15 protein-coding genes are annotated in these 16985 nt (G+C 70.7%); 3 read left to right on the top strand and 12 right to left on the bottom strand.

The annotated features are described in order from the left end of the window. Nucleotides 1-604: 604 nt before the first annotated feature. Nucleotides 605-856, bottom strand: coding sequence for a type II toxin-antitoxin system Phd/YefM family antitoxin (locus tag ACG04R_RS28100; protein ID WP_394418027.1), 252 nt, complete (start codon nucleotides 854-856; stop codon nucleotides 605-607). 470 nt (nucleotides 857-1326) lie between these two features. Here ACG04R_RS28100 and ACG04R_RS28095 point away from each other — a divergent pair, with 470 nt between their 5' ends. Then, nucleotides 1327-1716, top strand: coding sequence for a hypothetical protein (locus ACG04R_RS28095; RefSeq protein WP_394418024.1), 390 nt, complete (start codon nucleotides 1327-1329; stop codon nucleotides 1714-1716). Nucleotides 1717-1772: 56 nt separating this feature from the next. Here the strand turns inward: ACG04R_RS28095 and ACG04R_RS28090 are convergent, their stop codons facing one another. From ACG04R_RS28090 to ACG04R_RS28060, 7 genes are all read right to left on the bottom strand, one after another. Next, nucleotides 1773-2948 (bottom strand): MFS transporter, encoded by a 1176-nt coding sequence (locus ACG04R_RS28090; RefSeq protein WP_394418021.1) that lies wholly within the window; start codon nucleotides 2946-2948, stop codon nucleotides 1773-1775. After that, nucleotides 2945-3433 carry a thioredoxin family protein gene (locus ACG04R_RS28085; protein WP_394418018.1) on the bottom strand — a complete coding sequence of 163 codons (489 nt, stop codon included), beginning with the start codon at nucleotides 3431-3433 and terminating at the stop codon, nucleotides 2945-2947. Before ACG04R_RS28085 ends, ACG04R_RS28090 begins: the two co-directional genes overlap by 4 nt. Nucleotides 3434-3554: 121 nt before the next feature. Further along, the gene (locus ACG04R_RS28080) at nucleotides 3555-4532 is read right to left on the bottom strand and encodes an extracellular catalytic domain type 1 short-chain-length polyhydroxyalkanoate depolymerase (protein ID WP_394418015.1); all 978 of its coding nucleotides are present in this window, start codon (nucleotides 4530-4532) and stop codon (nucleotides 3555-3557) included. Between the two features lie 5 nt (nucleotides 4533-4537). Further along, a complete protein-coding gene (locus ACG04R_RS28075; RefSeq protein ID WP_394418012.1) occupies nucleotides 4538-5914 on the bottom strand; it encodes an efflux transporter outer membrane subunit in 1377 nt (458 codons plus the stop codon). Next, complete coding sequence (locus tag ACG04R_RS28070; protein ID WP_394418009.1) at nucleotides 5911-9066, bottom strand: efflux RND transporter permease subunit; 3156 nt, start codon at nucleotides 9064-9066, stop codon at nucleotides 5911-5913. Before ACG04R_RS28070 ends, ACG04R_RS28075 begins: the two co-directional genes overlap by 4 nt. A gap of 14 nt (nucleotides 9067-9080) precedes the next feature. Next, the gene (locus ACG04R_RS28065; RefSeq protein ID WP_394418006.1) at nucleotides 9081-10283 is read right to left on the bottom strand and encodes an efflux RND transporter periplasmic adaptor subunit; all 1203 of its coding nucleotides are present in this window, start codon (nucleotides 10281-10283) and stop codon (nucleotides 9081-9083) included. 119 nt (nucleotides 10284-10402) lie between these two features. Then, a complete protein-coding gene (locus ACG04R_RS28060; protein ID WP_394418003.1) occupies nucleotides 10403-11659 on the bottom strand; it encodes a multifunctional CCA addition/repair protein in 1257 nt (418 codons plus the stop codon). A gap of 87 nt (nucleotides 11660-11746) precedes the next feature. Here ACG04R_RS28060 and ACG04R_RS28055 point away from each other — a divergent pair, with 87 nt between their 5' ends. Next, entirely contained in the window at nucleotides 11747-12226 is a 480-nt protein-coding gene (locus tag ACG04R_RS28055; protein ID WP_394418000.1) for a DUF4188 domain-containing protein, read from the top strand. A gap of 32 nt (nucleotides 12227-12258) precedes the next feature. On the opposite strand, the gene ACG04R_RS28050 is transcribed toward ACG04R_RS28055, so the two are convergent. The 4 genes from ACG04R_RS28050 to ACG04R_RS28035 form a co-directional block, all read right to left on the bottom strand. Further along, entirely contained in the window at nucleotides 12259-12567 is a 309-nt protein-coding gene (locus ACG04R_RS28050; protein WP_394417997.1) for a DUF1272 domain-containing protein, read from the bottom strand. Between the two features lie 2 nt (nucleotides 12568-12569). Further along, complete coding sequence (locus ACG04R_RS28045) at nucleotides 12570-13253, bottom strand: glutathione S-transferase C-terminal domain-containing protein (protein ID WP_394417994.1); 684 nt, start codon at nucleotides 13251-13253, stop codon at nucleotides 12570-12572. A gap of 72 nt (nucleotides 13254-13325) precedes the next feature. Further along, nucleotides 13326-14279 (bottom strand): complex I NDUFA9 subunit family protein, encoded by a 954-nt coding sequence (locus tag ACG04R_RS28040; protein WP_394417991.1) that lies wholly within the window; start codon nucleotides 14277-14279, stop codon nucleotides 13326-13328. Next, complete coding sequence (locus tag ACG04R_RS28035; protein ID WP_394417987.1) at nucleotides 14276-16261, bottom strand: lytic transglycosylase domain-containing protein; 1986 nt, start codon at nucleotides 16259-16261, stop codon at nucleotides 14276-14278. Before ACG04R_RS28035 ends, ACG04R_RS28040 begins: the two co-directional genes overlap by 4 nt. Before the next feature lie 186 nt (nucleotides 16262-16447). On the opposite strand from ACG04R_RS28035, the gene ACG04R_RS28030 reads away from it, so the two are divergent. Beyond that, complete coding sequence (locus ACG04R_RS28030; RefSeq protein ID WP_394417984.1) at nucleotides 16448-16765, top strand: hypothetical protein; 318 nt, start codon at nucleotides 16448-16450, stop codon at nucleotides 16763-16765. Nucleotides 16766-16985: the final 220 nt, after the last annotated feature.

The raw sequence follows: 16985 nt of genomic DNA, 5'->3' as shown, positions 1-16985 counted from the left end.
GAGGCGGGCTGACCGAGCTCAGCGCTACAGTTGTCCACAGCCGGCGTCAGCCGATGCCGGCCCCAAGCCCTGGGTCAAAGTTCAATCGGCAGGGTGGGTCAAATTTAGATCGGCGCCAACACATGGAGAAAAGTGAATGGCCCGGCATTTAGCCTTTCGTCACCGAAATTGAAACATCAGCATTTACAGGCTTATTAACAGAAGTGTGCACTCGCACCGAGAAGCAAGGTCGTCCCCGCACTGAACCCGCCCTGGCCCGAGTCAGGTTTCCACAGCGGCCGATGACAGCCAGTGGGGGGCACGAGCAAGCCGGGCGCGAAAGAAGAGGGCGCCGTCCAGGCCTGCGCCGGGCGTCAAAACACAGCTAAGTCGTTGTCAGCCAACGATTGGCCGTATAAAACTCAAATTCGTGTTTTATACGGCCAATCGCCGCTCGCGCCGCTGTGCGCTCGTGCCGGTCAAGCGCACGGCTCGGGCAAGACCGTCAGCCTGTACTTCCGCCTCTGCATGTCGCCAGGCCCGGATGCTCGCTCGCAGCATTGACCACCAGCGTGCCCGCGCTGCTGCTTGCCCCGCAGGCTGCGCCGATGGCCGTGCCTTGGGCCTAAAGCTCGCCCGGGCCCACCTCGACAGCGCGACCGGTGTCAGCGAGTCGAGCACGGACCTTGTGCAACACATCGCGGTCGCCCAGCTCTTCCATCAAGGCTTCGAACACCTCAGGCTGGAGCATGTAGAAGGCTGCCTTGTTGTGGTTGAGGACGGCCACCGGACGGCACTTGGCTTCACGCAGCACCGCGGCCGGGTTCTTCTTGAACTCGGACATGCTGACGGCGACGTCGGCAAGGATGGCTTGCATGAAAGGCTCCGGAATTGGAGCTGAATACGGAGCCGATGTTAGCGCTTTCTACAACACCACGGCGAGCGCAACTGGTTGGATAAACCGCCGGTTGCTACACTTGTCGCAGACTCGTTGGGTGGACGGTTTCTTGTGACACTTTTCTGCCAAGCGGGTCAGGCATCAGGTGCGGATGGGTGCGTTTGACAGCGCGAGAGTGCGGTTCAAAAATCCGTAAGTGCCTGATTTTGAAGATAGTTGCGTGCGGAATATGTAACAGCGCGCATGCGGATGCCCCTTGAAAATCCGCGTGTCGGTGGTTCGATTCCGCCCTTGGCCACCAAAGTGCAGGCCCCTGGTTTCCATCGAAATCAGGGGTTTTTGCTTTACGGGTGTTGCCTCGGCGTTGCCGCCGGTGTCCTCTGGTCCGCCCATGGGCCTTGGGCAGTTTCGAGTCCCCGTGGGTTGATTGATCTGTCAAGGACCCGCCTGTGGCCACTGGAAGCACTCCCCTGCACGATGAACTGCTGGCGCTCGTCGCCAGGAGCCTCTGCACCCGCACGCTGACCCTCTTCGCGCAAGAGTCCCGGCTGGATGGCGAAAGCCTGAAGGACGCCGTGGAACGGTATGAAGTCGACTACGCGTGGCACGTGTTGGGCTCGGATCGCCTGCGCAACGAGACCGTCGCGCTGCTGGAGGCCAAGCTCGGGCAGCCGGCCACCGATGCGCATAAGGCCTGCGTGGCCGCGGTGCTGAAGGCCGCCGCTGCGGGCCAGTCTTCCGACCTGCTGATGAGCTTCGACAACGACCTGCCCGAGCAAGTGGCGGCTCTGTTGTGCGCTCGGCAGGGGCGCCGGACGCATGCCGAAGCGGCCGTGTGAGCTGAGGCGGAGCTCGCCGCTCAACCCTGGGCGGATGGCGGGGCGCCGCTCGCGGCTCAGCCCCGCAGCGCCCGCTTCGCCGACAGCCCCATGAACACCGCGAACACGACGACCACCAGCAGGCCGAAGGTCAGCGACGAGTGCTCGGCGATGAGGCCGATCAGCGGCGGGCCGGCCATCATGCCGAGGTAGCCCACGCCGGACACGGCGGCGATGCCGTGGGCCGGTGAGATGCCGGGCACCTGCGACGCGGCGCTGAACAGCATCGGCACGACGTTGGACAGGCCCAGGCCGACGAGGGCGTAGCCGACCAGGCCCACGGCGGGTGACGGCACGGCCAGCGTCAGCGCCATGCCGGCCGCGGCCAGGGCGCCGCTGGCGCGCAGCAGGCGGCGCGGCGCCATGCGGGCGCGCACCCAGTCGCCGGCGAAGCGACCGCTGGCCATCGCGGCGCTGAAGGCGGCGTAGGCGAGGGCTGCGGTGCTGGCGCTGCTTGCGCGCTCCTGCTTCATGAACAGCACGCTCCAGTCGTAGATGGCGCCCTCGGCGATGAGGCCCATGGCCGCCAGCACGCCCAGCAGCATCAGCGGGCCGCGCGGCAGGCTCAGCGGGGGCTTCTCGCCGTCGCCCTCGTTCTTCGGCACGGGGAGCATTGCGCGGCCGGCGACGAGCACGGCGATGGCGCTCAGACCCGTGGCCAGCAGCAGGTGGGCCTGTGGCGTGAGGCCCAGCGCCGGTGCGGCGCTGCCCAGGCTGGCGCCGGCCATGCCGCCGAGGCTGAACATGCCGTGGAAGCCGCTCATCAGCGGCTTGCCCGTGAGGCGCTCGATCTCGCTGGCCTCGGTGCTCAGCGAGACGTCGAACAGGCTGCCGAAGCTGCCGAACACCAGCATGACGACGAGCAGCGCGGCGTAGGCCGTCGAGAGCTCCAGCGACGCGATGGCCACGCAGCTCACGCAGCCCATCACGGACGCGATGACGCGCGGCCCGAAGCGGCCGACGATGCGGCCCGCGTAGGCCAGCGCCGCCAGCGCGCCGACGCCGCTGGCCAGCATGGCCAGTGCCAGCGACTGCTCGCGCAGGCCGTAGTGGGCCTTGACGATAGGAACGTGCACGCCCCAGGTGGCGAACAGCACGCCCATGACGAAGAACTGTGTGCGCAGGGCGATGGACGCGGCCGCGAGGGAGGCGGTGGTGGCCTTGGCGGCGCCGGCGAGGGAGGAAGCGGTCACTTGGCGGGAGGAGCGGAAGACGCGGTGATGCGGGTGAAGAAGTCGTAGACGCCCTGGTCGCCCATGGCGCGGGCGTCGGCCAGCTCGCCCCCTTCGGTGGCGTAGAGCAGCTTGCCCTGCGGCGACAACACGGCCACGGCGGGGATGCCCTTCTTCAGCGGCACACGGTAGCGCTCAGCGATGTCGACGTTGTGATCGAAGCGGCCCACATCCACCTTGACGACCTTGAAGCTCTTGGCGATCAGCGGGGCGCTGGGGCCGTGCTTGAAGGTGTTGTCCAGCATGCGGCAGTCGCCGCACCAGTTGGCGCCGAAGACGACCAGCACGGGCAGCCTGGCCTGGGCGGCCTCGTTGAGCGTGGTCTGGATGGCGGCCTTGGCGTCCGCGCCCTCGTCGTAGATGGCGGGCGGGCCGGCGTGCGTGGCGAGGCTGGCGCCCAGCAGCAGCGTGGCGGACAGGAGGCGCAGAGAAGTGGCGGTTTGCATATTTGAAAGCGCTTTCAAACTGAAATGTACGACGGCCGACAACGTTGTCAAGTTCTGGTGTGGGCTGATGCCAGGCAGGGACGGAAGGGCAGGGAGGGCGGGCACACGGCGAAGGCGCGGGCTAGCGCGAGACCTGCTCGAAGAAGCGCCAGATCTCGTCGTCGGCGTCCAGTGCCTGCGAGGCCGCTTCCTTGCCGCGGCGCACGCTGCCGGCGCCGGGCCAGGAGTGGCCGCCGGTCTCGGTGACGCACAGCTGCACGCGGGTGCCGCCGGCGCAGTCGGTGTAGGCTTCGCAGGTGGCGCCGGGCTTGTCGAGCGTGCGCTGCGCCGGCGCGGTGCAACGGTCGCGCTGCACCCAGCGAGAAATGGTCTCGGGCACCGAGACGAAGCTCATGACCTTGCTCTCGTCGCGGAAGGCGTTCGGGCCGGCGCCGCCGTTGAAGAGCACGTGGTCGTCGTCGCGGGCGTGGATGTGCAGCACCGAGATCGGGCGGCTGGGCGTGCATGTCGCCGTCGCGTCGGTGCCGGCGACGGACGCGACGGCCCGGAACACGTCGGCCGCCTCGCAGGCCAGGCGGTGGCTCAGCATGCCGCCGTTGGACATGCCGGTGGCGAACACGCGGCTCGCGTCGATGCTGTAGCGGCCTTCGATGGCTGTGGCGACGGCGCGCGCGAAGGCCACGTCGTCGATGCCGCGGTCGCGCGCATCGCCGCAGCAGCCACCGGCGTTCCAGGTGGCGAACCTGCCCCCGGGCAGCTTGCTGTAGCCGTTCGGGAAGGCGACGACGAAGCCGGCCTCGTCGGCCTTGCGTTGCAGGCCGTAGTGCGTGTCGTCTGCCATGTACCCGGCATGGCCGCCGCCGCCGTGGAAGGCCAGCACCAGCGGGGCAGGGCGGCTCGCGTCGTAGCCGGCCGGCAGGTGCACCAGCACCTTGCGGCCCTGCACCTGCAGCTCCTGCAGGCCGCCGCCTTTGGGCTCTGCGGCCTTGTCGGCGCGGCGTTGCTCGATGCGCGCCTTCAGGCGCTCGCGCAGCGTCTCCTGGGCCTGTGCGGTGGGCAGCAGGCTGGCACACGCGATGGCGAGCACCCAGGCGCGCATGGCGTCTAGTTCCCGCCGCCGAGCGCCCGGTAGAGCACGACGAGGTTCTGCGCGCGCTGGCTCTGCACCTGCACCAGCGTCTGCTGCGCGGCGAACAGCGAGCGCTGCGCGTCCAGGCGGTCCAGGGCACTGGACACGCCGGCCGTGTAGCGCTGTTCGGTCACGCTCAGGCGGCGCGTCTCGGCGTCCACCTGGGCGGCGAGCGCCGTGCGCTGCTCGGCCAGCGTGGCGCGGCCGGCCAGCCCGTCTGCGACCTCGCGGAAGGCCGTCTGGATGGCCTTCTCGTACTGGGCCAGCGCGATGTCGCGGGACGCGCGGGCGCTCTCCAGGTTGGCGCGGTTGCGGCCGGCGTCGAACAGCGGCTGCACCAGCGACGGCGCGAAGCTCCAGGCCGAGTGCTTGAACAGGTCCGACAGCTGGCCGCTGGCCGTGCCGACGCTGCCGGTCAGCGTGATGCGGGGCCAGAAGGCGGCGCGGGCGGCATCGATGTTGGCGTCCGTCGCGCGGAGCTGGAACTCGGCCTGGCGGACGTCGGGCCGGCGCGTCAGCACCTCGGCGGGCAGGCCGGCCGGCAGTTCGGCCAGCGGCTCGAAGTCCGCCAGGTCGCCGGTGGGCGCCGGCAGGTCGGCCGGCAGCGGGCCACCGATCAGCAGCGCGAGGGCGTTCTCGTCGAGCTGGCGCTGGCGCTGCGCCTGCGCGTAGGCCGCGCGGGCGGCCTGCAGCGAGGACTCGGCCGTGCGCAGGTCCAGCTCGGCCGCGACGCCGCCATCGAAGCGCTGGCGGGTCAGCGCCAGCGACTGCTCGCGCGTGTCCAGCGTGCTGCGGGTGATCTTCAGCAGCGCCTCGTCGGCCTGCAGCGCGATCTCGGCGTTGGCCACGCTGGCCACCAGCGCCGTGCGCACGGCCTGCTGGTTGGACTGTGCGGCCAGCACCTGGGCCGCAGCCGAGGCGCTCAGGCCGCGCAGGCGGCCGAACAGGTCCAGCTCGTAGGCCGAGACCTGCAGGCCGGCCTGGTACAGGCTGTTGATGCCGCCGGCTGCGGTCGGCGTGCGCGAGCCGCTGATGCCGGCGTTGACGGTGGGCCAGAGGTCGGCATCGCGGGTGGCGGCCGCGGCGCGGGCCGTCTCGATGTTGAGCGCGGCGATGCGCAGGTCGCGGTTGTTGGCCAGCGCCAGCGGGATGAGCTTGCGCAGCCGTTCGCCCTTGAAGGCCTGGGCCCAGGGCAGGTCGACCGCATCCGTGGCGCTCGGGCCGCCGGCCTGCGGGAATGCAGCCGGCACCGCGGCGGCGGCGGCCTCGGACGCGACGGGACGCTTGGGCTCGGGGCCGGCGCAGGCGGCCAGCAGGGCGGCCGCGGCGATGAGGGTCAGCGTGGTCTTCATGCCTGGCTCCCCGACTCTTCCTCGGACTCGTGGGCATCGCGCCGGCGCTGCCTTTCGCTGCCGGGGAAGAACCTGCGCACGACGACGAAGAACACCGGCACGAAGAACACCGCCAGCAGCGTCGCGGACAGCATGCCGCCCATCACGCCGGTGCCGATGGCGCGCTGGCTGGCCGAGCCCGCACCGCTGGCGAGCACCAGCGGCAGCACGCCGAGGATGAAGGCCAGCGAGGTCATGATGATGGGGCGGAAGCGCAGGTGGGCCGCCTCGCGCACCGCGTCGAACACGCTGCGGCCGTGGGCCTGCAGGTCTTTCGCGAACTCGATGATGAGCACGGCGTTCTTGGCCGACAGGCCGATGATGGTGATCATGCCGACCTTGAAGTAGACGTCGTTCTCCAGCCCGCGGAAGGTCGCGCCCAGCACCACGCCGAGCACGCCCAGCGGCACGACCAGCAGCACCGACAGCGGGATGCTCCAGCTCTCGTACAGCGCGGCCAGGCACAGGAAAACGGCCAGCAGCGAGAAGCCGAACAGGATGAACGCGGTGGAGCCGGAGAGCTTCTCCTCGCGGGACTGGCCGGTCCACTCGAAGCCGAAGCCGTCGGGCAACTGGGCCGCGAGCTTCTCCATCTCGGCGATGGCGACGCCGGTGGACACGCCCTTGGCCGGCTCGCCCTGGATGCGCATGGCCGGGTAGCCGTTGTAGCGCACGGTCTGCATCGCGCCGGTGACCCACTTGCTGGTGGCGAAGGCCGACAGCGGCACCGGCTGGCCGGCGCCGTTGATGACGTTCAGCCGCAGCAGGTCCTCGGGCTGCATGCGCGCGGGTGCATCGGCCTGCACGATGACGCGCTGCAGCCGGCCTGCGTTGGGGAAGTCGTTCACGTAGCTGGAGCCCAGCGCCGTGTTCAGCACGGCGTTGACGGCGCCGATGTTGAGGCCCAGCGCCTGGGCGCGGTCACGGTCGATGTCCAGCTGCAGCTGGGCGGCGTCTTCCAGGCCGTCGGGGCGCACCGCGGCCAGCAGCGGGTTCTTGGCGGCGGCGGCCAGCAGCTGGTTGCGGGCGGCGAGCAGCTCGGCGCGGGTGTGGCCGCTGCGGTCCTGCAGGCGGAAGGCGAAGCCGTTGGCCCGGCCCAGGTCGCGGATGGGCGGCGGGCTGGTGGGGAAGATGATGGCGTCGCGCACCTTGGCCAGCGCCGGGAAGGCCCGCGCCGCCAGCGCCTGCGCCGAGTGCTCCGCGCCGTGGCGCTCGTTCCAGGGCTTGAGCGTGACGAAGGCCAGGCCCGCGTTCTGGCCCGAGCCCGAGAAGCTGAAGCCGACGACGCCGACCATGCTCTCCACCTCGGGCTGCTTGAGCATGTAGCCCTCGACCTGCTGCACCACGTCCAGCGTGCGGGCCTGCGTGGCGCCCGGCGGCAGCTGGATGTTGACGAGGATGTTGCCCTGGTCCTCGTTGGGCACGAAGGACGTCGGCAGCTTCTGGAACACCAGCACCGCCGCCGCGATGACGGCCGCGTAGACGATGGCCATGCGGCCCGCGCGGTGGATGAAGCGCGCGACCCAGCCCTCGTAGCCCTTGGCCGTGCGCGCGAAGCCGCGGTTGAACCAGCCGAAGAAGCCACGCTTCTCGATGTGGTGGCCGGCCTCGACTGGCTTGAGCAACGTGGCGCACAGCGCCGGCGTCAGCGACAGCGCGAGGAAGGCCGAGAACGCGATGGCCGACACCATCACCGCCGAGAACTGGCGGTAGATGTTGCCGATGGAGCCGCTGAAGAAGGCCAGCGGCACGAACACCGAGATCAGCACCACGGTCACGCCGACGATGGCGCCGGAGATCTGGCCCATGGCCTTGCGCGTGGCCTTGAGCGGCGACAGCCCCTCCTCGCTCATGACGCGCTCGACGTTCTCGACCACGACGATGGCGTCGTCCACCACGATGCCGATCACCAGCACCATGCCGAACATCGTCAGCACGTTGATCGAGAAGCCCAGGGCCAGCAGCGTGGCGAAGCTGCCCAGCAGCGCGATGGGCACCACCAGCGTCGGGATGAGGGTGTAGCGGATGTTCTGCAGGAACAGGAACATCACGAGGAACACCAGCAGCACGGCCTCCACCAGCGTCTCGACGACCTGGGAGATCGAGATGTCGATGAACAGCGAGCTGTCGTAGGGGATGTCGGCCTTCACGCCGGCCGGGAAGTAGGGCTGCAGCTCCTTCAGGCGCTGCTTGATGAGCTTGGCCGTCTGCAGCGCGTTGGCCGACGGCGCCAGCTGCACGCCCACGCCCACCGACGGCTTGCCGTTCAGCCGCGTGGAGCGGCCGGTGTAGCTGTCGGCCCCCAGCTCGATGCGGGCCACGTCCTTCAGCTTCACGGTGGAGCCATCGGTGTTGGCGCGCAGCACGATGTTGCCGAACTGCTCGACGTTGGTCAGCTGGCCGCGCACCACCACCGTGGCGGCGATGGTCTGGCCCGGCACGTTGGGCAGGTCGCCGATGGAGCCGGAGCTGACCTGCGCGTTCTGCGCCTGGATGGCCGCGTTCACGTCGGCCGGCGCGAGCTTGTAGCCCACCAGCTTGGCCGGGTCCAGCCAGATGCGCATGGCGCGCTCGGTGCCGAACAGCAGGCCCTGGCCCACGCCCGGCACGCGCTGGATCTCGGGCAGCACGGTGCGCGACGCGTAGTCACCCAGCGCGATGGGGTCGAAGTCCGGGTTGCTGCTGGACAGGATGATGAACAGCAGGAAGTTCGGGTTGGCCTTGTCGACGCGCACGCCCTGCTGGATGACCGCCTGCGGCAGCCGCGGCTGGGCGCGGGCGTAGCGGTTCTGCACGTCGACCTGGGCCAGGTCGGGGTTGGTGGACGGGTCGTAGCTCAGCGTGATGGAGCCGGTGCCGTCGGCCTGGGCCACGGCCTCCATGTAGATGAGACCGGGCGAGCCGTTCATCTCGCGCTCGATGACGCTGATGACCGAGTCCTCCAGCGTCTGCGCGGAGGCGCCGGGATAGGTGACCGACAGCACGATGGACGGCGGCGCCACCGGTGGGTACTGCGCGATCGGCAGCTGCGTGACCGCGACCGCGCCGAGGACCGTGATGAAGAGGGCGATGACCCACGCGAAGATGGGTCGATTGATGAAGAACTGCGCCATGGTCGGTCAGTCCCTCAGCGCGACGCCGCCGAGGCCGGCGCTGCCGGCGCGGAACCCGCCGGCGCCCAGGCCACCGGCCGGGCCTTGCCGCCGGCCTTGGTCTTCTGCAGGCCATCGACGATGACCTTCTCGCCGGCCTTCAGGCCGCCCAGCACCAGCGCCTTGCCATCCTGGGCCGGGCCCAGCTTGACCGGGCGCGCGCTGACGCTGCCGTCGTCGGCCACCACCAGCACGCTTGCGCCGGTCGCGCCGCGTGCGACGGCCTGCTGCGGCAGCCACACGGCGCCGTCCACCTCGGCCTGCGCCAGGCGCACGCGCACGTACAGGCCCGGCAGCAGCAGGCCCTTGGGGTTGGGCAGCTCGGCGCGCAGCGTGATCTGGCCGGTGCTCGGGTCCACGCTCAGGTCCGAGAACAGCAGCTTGCCCGGCTGCGGATAGACGCTGCCGTCCTCCAGCAGCACCTGCACCTTGGCGGCGTCCTTGCCGGCGCCCTGCAGCTTGCCGTCGGCCAGCGCCTGGCGCAGCCGCATGACCTCGGCGGCCGACTGCGTGAAGTTCACGTAGAGCTTGTCGATCTGCTGCACGACGGCCAGCTGCGTGACCTCGCCCTGGCCCACCAGCGCGCCTTCGGTGACCAGTGCGCGGCCGATGCGGCCGGCGATGGGCGACGTGACGGTGGCGTAGCCGAGGTTGATCTGCGCCGTCTGCACGGCGGCCTTGCCAGCGGCGACGTCGGCCTTGGCCTGCAGCGCGGCGGCCTGCGCGTTCAGCGCCTCCTGCTGGCTGACGGCCTGGGTCTTGGCCAGCGGCGCGTAGCGGTCGGCCAGCGCCTGGGCCTGCACCAGGTTGGCCTCGGCGCGGGCCAGCGTGGCCTGTGCGCTGGCGAGCGTGGCGCGGTAGGGCGCGGCGTCGATCTCGAACAGGACCTGTCCGGCCTTCACGTCGCTGCCTTCGGTGAACAGGCGCTTCTGCAGGATGCCGGCCGCGCGGGCGCGCACCTGTGCGACGCGGAAGGCTTCCAGCCGGCCCGGCAGCTCGGCTGCGAGGTCAGCCTGCCCCGGGGCCACTGTGACGACGCCCACCTCGGGCGGCGGCGGCGCGGCCGCGGCGGTCTGGCCGTTGGACTGGCCGCAGCCCGTCAGACCCACGCCCATTGCGCCCAGTGCCAGCGCCGACAGCGCCCATGCAGCCACTCGTTCGAATCCCGCAACCCTCATGCCGACCCCTGTGCTTAGCTTGCTGCCGGCAGGCGGCCGGCAAAGTCGATCACTGTAACCGTTAGCTAGCTAACGATCTCGTGAAGGAAAGCAAAAACCCCAGTGTGGACTCGGCCGTTTCAGCCCTGGCCAGAAGTCACGTTGCCGGCTGCCGAAGCGTGCAACGCGTCGAGCCGCGCGCGCTGCACGGCGCGGCCGATGTCCGGCCCCTTGGCGCCGCGCGCGATGGCGGCAGCGCTGGCGGCGGCCAGGTCCACCTGCTGCGTCGCGGCCAAGTCGGCGGCCAGGCGGGCGCGCTGCGGGTAGTCGCGCCCCTCCAGGCCGAGCCGGCCGCGGGCGTCGCACTCGCAGGCCCACAGCAGTTCGGCGAAGCGGTCCGGCCGCCGCCAGGCGTCGCAGCGCTCCAGCAGCCGCAGCCGCGCCTCGGTGCCGAAGCCGCCGCTCTGGTGCACGTGCGTGTGCTCGCGGGCGACGAGCTCGGCCAGCTCGCGGCAGTCGGTGGGCACCTTCCAGCGCGCGCTCACGCCGCGTGCCAGCTTCTCGCTGCGCCCCTCGTGGCCGATGTGGCGTGGCAGCTCCTCCTGGCGCGTGGTGCCCTTGCCGAGGTCGTGGCACAGGCAGGCGTAGCGCACGGTCAGCGGCGCGCCCTGCAGCGCGCACTGGTCCAGCACCATCTGCAGGTGGATGCCGGTGTCGATCTCCGGGTGATGTGCCTCGGGCTGCGGCACGCCGTAGAGCGCCTCGACCTCCGGTAGCAGCCTCTTCAGCGCGCCGGCGTCGCGCAGCACCTCCAGCATGCGAGACGGCTTCTTCTCCATCAGCCCGCGCGACAGCTCCTGCCAGACGCGCTCGGCGACCAGCGCGTCCACCTCGCCGGCGTCGACCATCGCGCGCATCAGCGCCACGGTCTCGGGCGCGACGGTGAAGTCGGCGAAGCGCGCCGCGAAGCGGGCCAGCCGCAGGATGCGCACGGGGTCTTCGGCGAAGGCCGGCGACACGTGGCGCAGCACCTTGGCGGCGATGTCGCGCTGGCCGCCGTAGGGGTCGATGATCTGGCCGGCGTCGTCCTCGGCCATCGCGTTCATCGTCAGGTCGCGGCGGGCGAGGTCCTGCTCCAGCGTGACGTCCGGCGCCGTATGGAAGGCGAAGCCGTGATAGCCCGCGGCCGTCTTGCGCTCGGTGCGGGCGAGGGCCGCTTCCTCATGCGTCTTCGGGTGCAGGAAGACCGGGAAGTCCTTGCCGACGGGCTGGTAGCCGGCATCCAGCAGGTCCTGCGGCGACGCGCCGACGACGACCCAGTCGTGGTCCTGCACCGGCAAGCCCAGCAGGCGGTCACGGACGGCACCGCCGACGAGGTAGGTCTTGAAGTGGGGCATGGCTGCATTCTGCGCGGCCGGCTGTCATGCGGCCGCGTTCAAATCACATGGGTGAACGACAAGCGGTCATCGTCTCCGGAGCCCCTCATGATTCGACGCGACCGCGTGACGGCCAACCTGGAGGGCGACTTCGTCGTCTTCCTCATCGGCATGCGCATCAACAAGCCTTGGAAGGTCCACAAGTGGCTGCCGGTCGCCTCGGCCATGCCGAAGATGCTCAAGGAGCTGTACCGGCAGCCGGAGCTGGGCTTCATCCATGCCGAGTCCTGGTTCGGTCGGACGCTGATCATGGTGCAGTACTGGCGCTCCATGGACCAGTTGTTGGCCTATGCCAAGGACCGCGAGGCCCAGCACCTGCCTGCCTGGCAGGCCTTCAACAAGGCGGTGGGCACCGACGGCACCGTCGGCATCTGGCACGAGACCTATGCCGTCTCACCGGGGCGCTATGAGAACGTCTACGTCAACATGCCGCCCTTCGGGCTGGGCCGTGCGGGCAGCCTGAGGCTGGCCTCGGGCGGTCTTCAATCCGCCGCGGGCCGGCTGGGTGCCCGCCGGCACGAGCCCTGAGCGGGCCGCGTGATTCGTGCGTGCAGGGCCGCTCAGCGGGCCTCGGGTTCCAGCCCCGCCAGCGATCGGACCAGGCGCGCATGGGCCTCCAGGTCGACCGGGCGCAGCTTGGGCTCGGTCCGCGCCGGGTACCGGCCCAAGTAGTTGTCGCCCTTCCAGTTCCGGGCCGGCCGGATGGGCCGCGGCACGAAGCCGCCTCCGCAGTTGGGGCAGACGTTGCCCAGCAGGCCCTCCGCGCAGTTCACGCAGAACGTGCACTCGAAGCTGCAGATGCGGGCCTCCAGCGAGTCGGGCGCGAGCGTCACCGCGCAGTGCTCGCAGCAGGGGCGGAGTTCCAGCATGGTCAGCGTGACTGGCGATAGGGCTCGGTGTGGGCGAGGAAGTCCTGCTCGCGCAGCGCGTCGGCAATCCAGTCCTCCACGGCCGGGTGGGCCAGCAGCGCGTCGCGGTAGGCGGCGGCCGTGTCCGACACGGGCAGGCCGTAGCGGCTCAGGCGGATGGCCACCGGCGCGAAGAAGGCGTCCGCCGCGCTGAACGCACCGAACAGGAAGGGGCCGCCGCTGGCCTGCAGCGCGTCGGCCCAGGCCGCCTCCAGCCGTGCCACGTTGGCGCGCAGCACCTCGTCCTCGGCCCACAGTTTGGCGCCGACCTCGGGGAAGAAGGCCTCGATGTTCATCGGGCAGACGGTGCGCAGCCGCGTGAAGCCGGCATGCATCTCGGCGCACAGGCTGCGCGCGCGGGCGCGCGCCTTCGCGTCGCGCGGCCAGATCGGCAGCTCGGGGTGGCGGTCGGCAACGAACTCGGTGATGGCGAGCGTGTCCCACACGGCGAAGCCGTCGTCCTCCACGAGCACCGGCACCTGCTTCGTCGGCGTGATGGCGGCGATGACGCGGTGCCAGTCCGATGCCGGGTTGCCGTAGTCCAGCCGCAGCTTGACCTCGTCGAACGGAATGCCGAAGGCCGCCAGCAGCACGCCAGCGCGCATGGACCAGGACGAGTAGTTCTTGTTGCCGATGTAGAGCTTCATGGGGCCTCGTGGGTAGGGACCGTGGAGCTTACGCACCGCAGGCCGTGCGTGCGATGAGCAATGCGCAACGGATTAATGCCTGGCACGCCAGGCGTCGAGCCGGGCGACACCCTGGCCTGGTGCGAGATAGTCCTGCAGCACGGCCTCCAGCGAGGTGGGCGTGATGCCCAGCGCCGCCAGACCCGGCAGCGCGCCGCCAGGCACGTTGGGCACGCGCAGCGAGGCGAGGTTGTCGCGCGACAGCAGCGGCTCGCCGGGCAGGCATTCCATGGCCAGCGCCTGCAGCGTGGCCAAGGGTCCGGGCAGTGGCAGCACTGGGCGCGCATGGCCGGCGATGCGGCCTGCCAGCCGCACGAGTTCGCCCAGCGTCAGCTCGCGCGGGCCGGCGATCTCGTAGGTCTGGCCGATGGCCTCGGGGCGCAGCAGCATCTCCACCAGGGCCCGCGCCAGGTCCTGCACCCACACCGGCTGCAGCCGCGCGTCGGCGCCGCCCAGCGGCATCAGCGGGAAGAGCCGCTGCAGCCGTGCGAACAGGTTGACGCTCCGGTCGCCTCGGCCGAAGACGAGCGAGGGCCGCGCCAGCGTCAGGTCCAGTCTGCCGGTCTGTGTTGCGACCTGCAGCACCGCCTCGCCGGCGGCCTTGCTGCGCAGGTAGCGCGACGGCGCGTGCTCCGCCACGCCCAGGGCGCTGACGTGCACCAGCCGGCGCACGCCAGCGGTGTTCATGGCCGCAACGAGGCGCCGGGGCAGTTCCATGTGCACATGCTCGAAGGCCGCGGCGCTGCCCTGCAGGATGGCGACGAGGTTGACGACGGCGTCCTGGCCCGCCACCAGCGCGGGCAGGTCGCGGAAGACGTCGGCCTGCACGACGGTGACGCCGGGCAGGCTCTGCACGGCCCGGGCGTGCGGCAGGCGGCGCGTGGGCACCGTGATGCGCACGCCGGCGCCGAGCCGGCGTGTCAGCTGCTCGCACAACGCCTGGCCGACAAAGCCGCTGCCGCCGAGAACGAGGATGGACAGGCTCATGGCGCGTTTCCTCCCACTGCCGGTGGCGGTACATCGCTGATATCGGCCTCGCGGCTGCCCGCCGGGCCAATGCTGAGGCCCAGGCGTTCGCGCACCTTGGTCGTCGGCAGGCCCAGGATCTGCGCGTAGACCGCACCGCCCAGCAGCACCTTGCGCACGTAGTCGCGCGTCTCGTTGAACGGGATGTTTTCAACCCATATCGCGGCGTCGATGACGGGGCCGTCGCGCCAGCGCGCGGGGCGGTTGGGGCCGGCGTTGTAGGCGGCGGCGGCCAGGGCCTGAGCACCGTCGAAGCGGTCCAGCACCAGTTTCAGGTAGCTGGTGCCGATGCGCAGGTTGAAGTCGCGGTCGTGCATCAGCTCGGCGTCGTAGTTGATGCCGACCTTCTTGGCCGTCCACTTGGCCGTGGCGGGCATGACCTGCATCAGCCCCGCCGCGCCGACGTGGGAGCGTGCGTCCAGCACGAAGCGCGACTCCTGGCGGATCAGGCCGTAGACGTAGGCAGGGTCCAGCGACGCGGTCTGCGACTCGCGCATCAGCTCCGCGCGGTGGGGCAGGGGGTAGCGCTGCGTGATGTCGATCTCGGTCTTCGTGCGCTCGCTGGTGTTGATGCAGCGGTCCCAGACCTCGCGGTCGCAGGCCTCCTGCGCGGCCGCCAGCAGCTGGCGGTCACTCATGCCGCGCAGCGTGAAGTTCCATTCGCGCACGCCTTCGCTGCGCAGGCCCAGGCTGATGGCCAGCAGTGCGCGCGCCAGGCCCGGGTTGCTGCGCGCGGCGCGGCGCTCGTCGGCCGTCAGCGGTGCCGGCGCCGGAGGCAGCGGCGTCGGCAGGGCCAGGTCCTCGGCAGCCAGGCGGCCGAAGTAGTTCAGCGGTGTCGTTGCCAGCGTGGCGAGCTGGGCGCGCGCGGCAGGCGCGTCGCCCTGCATGCGCGTCGCGCGGGCCCGCCAGTAGATCCAGGCCGGCTCGCGCTGGTCGTTGGCGTTCATCTGCTCGATGGCGCGCAGCGCGGCGGCGGGTTGCTTGGCGCGCAGCGCCGCGCGAGCGGCCCAGGCGAGGGCGTCGTCGCTCCACTCCGCGTCGGGCGCGAGCTTGCGGGCGCGCTCGAATGCGGCCGGCGCGTCGTCCTGCAGCTTCAGCGCGGACTGGCGGCCGATCTGCACCCACAGCCAGGCCTGCAGGTCCTTGGGCAGCTTGCTCCACTTCTCCTGCAGCACGTCGCCGGCCTGGTCAGGGTCGTTGGCGGCCACGCGGGCCAGTGCCAGCGCGGTCAGCTCCGCGTCGTTGCGCGGCGAGGTGCGGGCCCTGCGCGTCAGGTAGCGGCCGGCGTTGTCCTGCAGCTCGGCGAGCTTCTGGTCCAGCGCCTTGTTGGCCAGCAGCGCGACGGCCTGCTTCGCCGCGCGCGGGCGGCCCTGCTCGATGGCCTGGCGCGCCTTGACCCACGGCCAGTCCGGCTTGAACTGGCCGGCCTCGACGAAAGTGGTGGCGAGCCAGTTGCAGCCGTCGTCGCCGTCCTTCTGCGCCATCCACGCGGCGCGGGCGGCATCCGGGGCGACCTTGTTGCCGGACAGGTGCTCGGCCAGCAGCGCGTAGCATGCGACCTCGCGGTCGTCGCGCATCTGGTAGTTCGTGTGGTTGCTGCGGAAGGCCGCCCAGTCGCGGCGCCGGCCCAGCTCCAGCAGCCAGTCGTTGCGCAGCCGGTCCTCGACGTAGCTGCCGGCGTAGCGCGCGTAGAAGTCGTCCATCTCGGGCTGCCGCACCTCGAGGAGCCGCGCGTTGAGATCGAAGTACTCGACCCAGCCGGCCAGCGGGTGGTTCTGCGTGCGGGCGGCGTCAACGAGGGCGGCGAGGCGCTTGCGGTCGCGCTTCACCCAGGCGTCGCGGGCCTGGACGGCCAGGTCGCTGTCGGCCGGGGCAGGTGCCGTGGCGGGCGCCGCGTCCGCGCTCAGCGACGCGGCCATCAACAGCGCCACGATCGCGTTCAAGACTCGCCCACCCATTTGCTTCCTGCCCACTGCACCTGCCATCGGGGCAATTTAACCCACGGCGCCCACCCCGTCGCCCGTGTCGGACAAGGGGCTCCACGCACCACGGCGTTTGCCTAGCCTTAGGGGCGTTGATAGCGCTACCCAACGCCTATCCTCGCGTCCGAATCCCCGTGGAGAGCGCCGATGAACATCGTTGCACGAGGCCTGACCGCCGTGGCCGCCGGTCTGCTGAGCCTGGTGGCGCAAGCCGCGCCCGCCGCCTATCCCAACGCCGGGCACGAGGCGCCGTCGAGCAGCTTCGTCGCCCAGGCCAGCGGTGAGCTGGTGGGCTACTACACCGGCCTGGCCGGCGGCTACACCGATCTCGTTGGCGTGCGCATCAACGGCGTGGACCATGCCGCCGGCCTCAGCAGCCACGGCAGCGCGTACGGCGACAGCTTCGTGCTCGGTACCGTGTCGGCGGGCGACAGCCTGGTGTTCTTCATCGACGCCACCGACTAGGGCCTGTTCACGCTACGGGAGCAGGCCTCGTTGTGGCCAGAAAGCCTGCGAGCAAGGCGCAAACCGCAGCCGGGTTCTATACCCGGCAAGGATTTGCAACGCCGCGCGCAGGCTTTCTGGCCACAACCCGAAGGGAAGGCCCGCCGCCAGGGGCCACTCAGCGTTGCACCGCTGGCCCGCATATCAATGCGGGCTGCGCGCCGCGCCTTGATTGGCCCCT

Source organism: Pelomonas candidula, from assembly GCF_043555985.1.
In the GTDB taxonomy this organism is placed as follows: domain Bacteria; phylum Pseudomonadota; class Gammaproteobacteria; order Burkholderiales; family Burkholderiaceae_C; genus Pelomonas; species Pelomonas candidula.
This window is presented reverse-complemented; position numbering and strand designations above follow the sequence as displayed.

Coding starts and splice junctions, on each gene's coding strand:
- ACG04R_RS28100 (WP_394418027.1), bottom strand. CDS start 856: ATGCAAGCCATCCTTGCCGACGTCGCCGTCAGCATGTCCGAGTTCAAG.
- ACG04R_RS28085 (WP_394418018.1), bottom strand. CDS start 3,433: ATGCAAACCGCCACTTCTCTGCGCCTCCTGTCCGCCACGCTGCTGCTG.
- ACG04R_RS28080 (WP_394418015.1), bottom strand. CDS start 4,532: ATGCGCGCCTGGGTGCTCGCCATCGCGTGTGCCAGCCTGCTGCCCACC.
- ACG04R_RS28075 (WP_394418012.1), bottom strand. CDS start 5,914: ATGAAGACCACGCTGACCCTCATCGCCGCGGCCGCCCTGCTGGCCGCC.
- ACG04R_RS28070 (WP_394418009.1), bottom strand. CDS start 9,066: ATGGCGCAGTTCTTCATCAATCGACCCATCTTCGCGTGGGTCATCGCC.
- ACG04R_RS28065 (WP_394418006.1), bottom strand. CDS start 10,283: ATGAGGGTTGCGGGATTCGAACGAGTGGCTGCATGGGCGCTGTCGGCG.
- ACG04R_RS28060 (WP_394418003.1), bottom strand. CDS start 11,659: ATGCCCCACTTCAAGACCTACCTCGTCGGCGGTGCCGTCCGTGACCGC.
- ACG04R_RS28055 (WP_394418000.1), top strand. CDS start 11,747: ATGATTCGACGCGACCGCGTGACGGCCAACCTGGAGGGCGACTTCGTC.
- ACG04R_RS28050 (WP_394417997.1), bottom strand. CDS start 12,567: ATGCTGGAACTCCGCCCCTGCTGCGAGCACTGCGCGGTGACGCTCGCG.
- ACG04R_RS28045 (WP_394417994.1), bottom strand. CDS start 13,253: ATGAAGCTCTACATCGGCAACAAGAACTACTCGTCCTGGTCCATGCGC.
- ACG04R_RS28040 (WP_394417991.1), bottom strand. CDS start 14,279: ATGAGCCTGTCCATCCTCGTTCTCGGCGGCAGCGGCTTTGTCGGCCAG.
- ACG04R_RS28030 (WP_394417984.1), top strand. CDS start 16,448: ATGAACATCGTTGCACGAGGCCTGACCGCCGTGGCCGCCGGTCTGCTG.